4 protein-coding genes and 1 pseudogene are annotated in these 4,773 nt (G+C 53.5%); 1 reads left to right on the top strand and 4 read right to left on the bottom strand.

The genetic code is table 11. The features are described from left to right. Positions 1–167: 167 nt before the first annotated feature. The 4 genes from hflX to CPT76_RS26135 form a co-directional block, all read right to left on the bottom strand. The gene (gene hflX, locus CPT76_RS26150; protein WP_105444990.1) at positions 168–1,439 is read right to left on the bottom strand and encodes a GTPase HflX; all 1,272 of its coding nucleotides are present in this window, start codon (positions 1,437–1,439) and stop codon (positions 168–170) included. A 545-nt stretch (positions 1,440–1,984) separates the two neighbouring features. Beyond that, positions 1,985–2,806 (bottom strand): sensor domain-containing diguanylate cyclase, encoded by an 822-nt coding sequence (locus tag CPT76_RS26145; RefSeq protein WP_105444989.1) that lies wholly within the window; start codon positions 2,804–2,806, stop codon positions 1,985–1,987. Between the two features lie 132 nt (positions 2,807–2,938). Continuing rightward, a complete protein-coding gene (locus tag CPT76_RS26140; RefSeq protein ID WP_105444988.1) occupies positions 2,939–3,358 on the bottom strand; it encodes a hypothetical protein in 420 nt (139 codons plus the stop codon). 188 nt (positions 3,359–3,546) lie between these two features. Then, complete coding sequence (locus CPT76_RS26135) at positions 3,547–4,338, bottom strand: TatD family hydrolase (protein WP_105444987.1); 792 nt, start codon at positions 4,336–4,338, stop codon at positions 3,547–3,549. Positions 4,339–4,520: 182 nt separating this feature from the next. Between CPT76_RS26135 and CPT76_RS38485 the strand changes: the two are divergent. Next, positions 4,521–4,773 (top strand): annotated as a pseudogene (locus CPT76_RS38485) (DUF6273 domain-containing protein); the annotation flags it as partial.

Raw genomic sequence — 4,773 nt, 5'->3', positions numbered from 1 at the left:
TATGGCGTTAGCCTGTTCCAATATGCAGAAATATGTATTACTGTAAAAAATCTTACAGACGGTTGATACGTTCCGCCGCCCTGGCGGTCATCCAATCCGATGGTTAGACAGCAAAAAGCCTGCCGTTCACGACACCAGATTGTCGTGAATCGGCAGGCTATTCAGAATTATTCTATAACGTATTCGCGATATTTCTCAAAGTCCTGCAGCCGGCATTCCAGCGAGAGCCGTGTACCTTCATTTTCATACTCGGTTGCGTGGATGCTGGCATGCTCGTTCAAATACGAAACCACCTGGCCCCGGTCATACGGGATCAGCATTTCGCAGGTAACGTAATCCTTGAACACAGAGCTGCGGATCAGATCCACCAGCTCGGTCATCCCGATTCTCGGCTTGGCTGCCAGATAGACGCTTTTCTCCTTGACCTCTGGAATGTCCACGCCAGCCAGATCGCATTTGTTATAAGCAAAAATGGTGGGAATGTCTGTTACGCCGATGTCCTTCAGCGTGTTCTCCGTAATTCGGATCAGCTGCTCGTACTTCGGGTTCGAGTAATCCACGACATGGATGAGCAGGTCCGCCTCGGACACTTCCTCCAGCGTCGACCGGAACGCCTTGACGAGATGATGGGGCAGCTTGCTGACAAACCCGACCGTGTCGGTGAGCAGAAAGGATTTATGATCCTCAAGCTGTATGCTCCGTACGGACGTTTCCAGCGTGGCGAACAGCATATCCTTCTCGAATACCGCCTTCTCGCCGGTCGGTCCGGCCGCAGAATAGGCCTCCAGCATGGCATTCATGATTGTCGATTTGCCCGCATTGGTATAGCCGACCAGCGACACGACCGGAAGCTCGTTTTTCTTCCGCTGCTTCCGCTGCGTCTGCCGCTGAAACACCAGCGATTCCAGCTCCTTATTCAAGGCGCTGATCTTCTCTTCGATCCGGCGGCGGTCCAGCTCCAGCCGGGTTTCGCCTGAGCCGCGGTTATGCATGCCGACGCCGCCGCCCTGCCGTCCGAGGGACTCGCGCAGGCCCACGAGGCGCGGCAGCATATACTGCAGCTGAGCAACCTCCACTTGAAGCTGGGCTTCCCGCGTTTTGGCCCTTTTTTCGAAAATGTCCAAAATCAGAATCGTCCGGTCGATCACCTTGCACTCCAGATCCGCTTCCAGGTTGCGGAGCTGCGACGGCGAGAGCTCGTCGTTGAAAATGATCAGATTCGCCTCAAGTCCTCGGAATAAGCCGCCCAGCTCCTCGACCTTCCCGGTACCGATGTAATGGGATTTGTTGACGCGCTCCATATTTTGCGTCAGCTGCCCAACGACCTCCACCTCGCAGGCTTCGGCCAAATTGCCGAGCTCCTCCATGGAGTATTCGAAATCGGGCTGGTTGTTCAGGTTCACGCCGACTAATATCGCTTTTTGTTGAATGGGTTCCATATATTTTACCTCCGAATTAGCTTGAATTGTTCGATGAAACGAAAAAACCGCAGGCTGTAACCCTGTGGTTTAAAGCGAACGGATATATCAGCACTGGAAAAGAAGAACCCCCTTGCTCGATGACAGCTGCCCGTCAAGCTTAAGGTGTCCTAAGCATTCTCCAATCAGGTTGGTTTTATGTTATTGCATGAGGAACGCCCTACGGCTGCCTGAAGACAGCAAAAAGAGGGCGGATCGCCCTCCCTCGCATACACCCGGCATAACTCAAACAATGAGCACACTCGGCATGTATATATCGGGTTCCAAAAGATATGCAGACCAATCCCGTTCGCTCCGCACAGGGGCAGAGCCTTTGAGCACTATTCAGTTAGCGGCACAAAGTGAAAAAACGGAATTTGATGTAGTACATATCTTATTTGAACCCTCCGATCATTATAAGTATCCCCATGTTAACACAACAGCGCATCGGACACAATTCCCAATTGCCAAAAAGATGAAATGATTTTTTTCGCTACCTTCCCGCCCGTGCCTGCGTAACCTCTGCTTCACCCGACAGCGTGACGCGGTTGCGCCCGCCCGTCTTGGAGCGGTACAGTGCCTCGTCCGCTTTCAGGATCAAATCGCGCGGTGAACACGTTTCGCATCAGCTGGGCCAAGTGCTTCAGCACCTGATCGCCGAGCACATGCCCATAGGTATCGTTGACTCCCTTGAAATGGTCAATGTCTATTAAAATGACCGCAAAAGGCACATGGTACTCGGTCCACTGCTGCAGCACCGTATCCAGTGTCCTCCGGTTGGCCAGCCCGGTCAGTTCGTCGACGCCCGCCTCGTTCCGAAGCTGGGTCAAATCCTGATTCAAGTGCTGGAACGCGATTTTGACGCTTTGCGACAGCAGCCTGACCTCATAATAAGCCGATTTAATGTCGGGAACGTTCTGCGGGCGTACCGATCCAAGTGTGGCCTGGTCGGAAAATTGAGCCAGTGTATTGAGCGGTTTGGCAATGCGGCTGGACACCCACCATCCCAAAATGAGGATCAGCAGCAGGAACGGAAGGGAGGCGAGAAGCACCCTTTTGATCAAATCATGAAGCGGCTTGTCAATGACCGACGTCGGCGTCTGAGAAATAATCCCCCAGGAGCTGCTCGGTTCATAAGCGTAACCCGCAAAGAATTGGCCCCCTTCGGAGTTCGTCACCCGCTGCGACCCGCTTTTTTTCATCAGGACGTTCTTCACGACCGGATTGCTGATGACCGATTTGCCGATTCGCTGCTTATCCGGATGAAAAATGATGGCCCCGTTCTTTTCCACCACGTAAACATAAGACCCGTTGCCGAAAAAGTGCTCCTTCAGCATCGTGCTGAGCACGTTTTTATCTTCGAGATAAATGGTTCCGCCGACAAACCCATGATAAGCGCCGGATGCATCGACGATTGGTGCCGAAATGAGGATAATGTACCTCCCTGTCGTCGCCCGGTAGGGTTTGAAATAAAGGCGCTTTCAAGGAGACCGCCATTTTGCTCTGGGCCAGGTCAGCTGATCCCCGACTTCAATGCCGATCGTATGCGGACTGAGCGCCCTGACGATGCGGTTGGTGTCCGCAACGACTATAGAGTTGAAATACTGCGTATTCTCCTGAAACAGATCGTCAAAGAGCTGGGCGTCCATCTCCTGGCTCCGCCCGGATATTTTGGCAATCGCATTGATATTTTGCTGCATCGTAACGAGAAGCTCGTTCGTATTGGAAGCCAGCTTTTTGGCATACTGCTCGTTATTCTGAAGATAATTGCCAATTAAGGAGGCGCGGTTGACTTGAACGGCTGAAGTGATGCTGGTCAGCATCGTAAGCAGGATCGCAATAATGACAAGCAGGCTGATCGTAAACCGGAGCGTAAAACCTTTTTGGATCAAATATTTCAACGTTATATCCACCTTGAGTCTAATAATAGAAAAAGATGTCGCATCGTGACGCTTTACATTATACATGAACGCCGGAAGTGCATCTATAGCGTGTGTGCCATCTGCCGTAATTAAAAAGGGCAGCCTGGTCGGCTGCCCGCTGCGGCTGTCATGGGATGTCCAGAGTTAGAGCGGCGTTATGCCGCGTCTTAAATTCCGAAAAAGCGCCGGGTCGTCCGTACCGTGGCCGCGGCCAGCGCCTCAGGCTCTTCCCCTCTGCAGTCGGCGATGACCCCGAGAATGTGCGCCAGGAAAGCGGGCTCGTTCCGTCCGCCCTTCGGCTTCGGCCGCAGATCACGCGGTGTCAGATAAGGCGCATCGGTCTCGATCATCAGGCGGTCCAGCGGAATGTCCCGGACGAGCTCACGCAAATGCCCACCCCGCCGTTCGTCGCAAATCCAGCCGGTGATACCGATGTGCAGCCCCATCTCAAGGTAGGTGTACAGCTCTTCTGCGCTGCCCGTAAAACAATGCACGACCGCGCGCCGAATCAATGCCGGGTGGTCTTTCAGCATCGCGGCAAAATCGGCATTCGCGTCCCGTTCATGCAGAAACAGCGGCATGTCCAGCTCTTCCGCCAGACGCAGCTGCTCCTCAAACCAGCGGCGCTGCACGTCGCGCGGCGAAAAATCCCGGTTGTAGTCCAGCCCGCATTCGCCGATCGCCACCACCTCAGGCAGCCCGGCCAGCCGCCGCAGCCGCTCCGCCGTATCCGGTCCGCAGTCCTTGGCGTCATGCGGATGAACGCCTGCCGTCGAGAACAGCCTGCCGGGATACGACTTTGCGTAGTGCGCCGCCTCCTCGCTGCTCTCCACGGACGTTCCGGTTATGATCAGCTGCTCTACGCCCGCCTCAGCGGCCCGGGCCAACACCTCCTCCCGGTCCCGGTCGAACGATGAATTCATCAGGTTAACGCCGATATCAATGATCGGTAAAGTCATGGCTGCCAAGTCCTTTCGTTATCTATCTTAAGGCATCTACCTTAAAGTCAAACCATAAAGTACGGCACCAATATTATAGGGGACAACGATCCTCTGCACAAGGATTCCTGGTATTTCAAATGAAATCTTGCATGAATGTTATATGATCGAAGTTGAAATGAAAAGCGGGGGAGGAAAACTTCATGGAAAAGGATCATTCAGCTCTGACGTACCGGAACGTAAAGCCCGGCGAATTCATTACGTTCGGCACGTATCCGCAGTCTGCAGACGGTCAAGAACTGGCGATACAATGGCGTGTTCTTCATCATTCAGGAAACGAGCTGTTTGTTTTGAGTGAGTATATTTTGGACTGCAAGAGGTATCATGGCAAGAGCGCGGATATGGGGTGGCGTGAATCCACGGAAAGGACTTGGCGTGACTGCGATTTGCGCGAGT

The organism is Paenibacillus sp. AR247 (assembly GCF_002968895.1).
Classification (GTDB): Bacteria; Bacillota; Bacilli; order Paenibacillales; family Paenibacillaceae; genus Paenibacillus_AQ; species Paenibacillus_AQ favisporus.
Note: the sequence above shows the minus strand (reverse complement) of the source record. Positions and strands in the feature narration are given on the sequence as shown.

Bases quoted from the DNA above. Each gene is read 5' to 3' on its own strand.
- CPT76_RS26135 (WP_105444987.1), bottom strand. From the start codon at position 4,338: ATGACTTTACCGATCATTGATATCGGCGTTAACCTGATGAATTCATCG.
- hflX (WP_105444990.1), bottom strand. From the start codon at position 1,439: ATGGAACCCATTCAACAAAAAGCGATATTAGTCGGCGTGAACCTGAAC.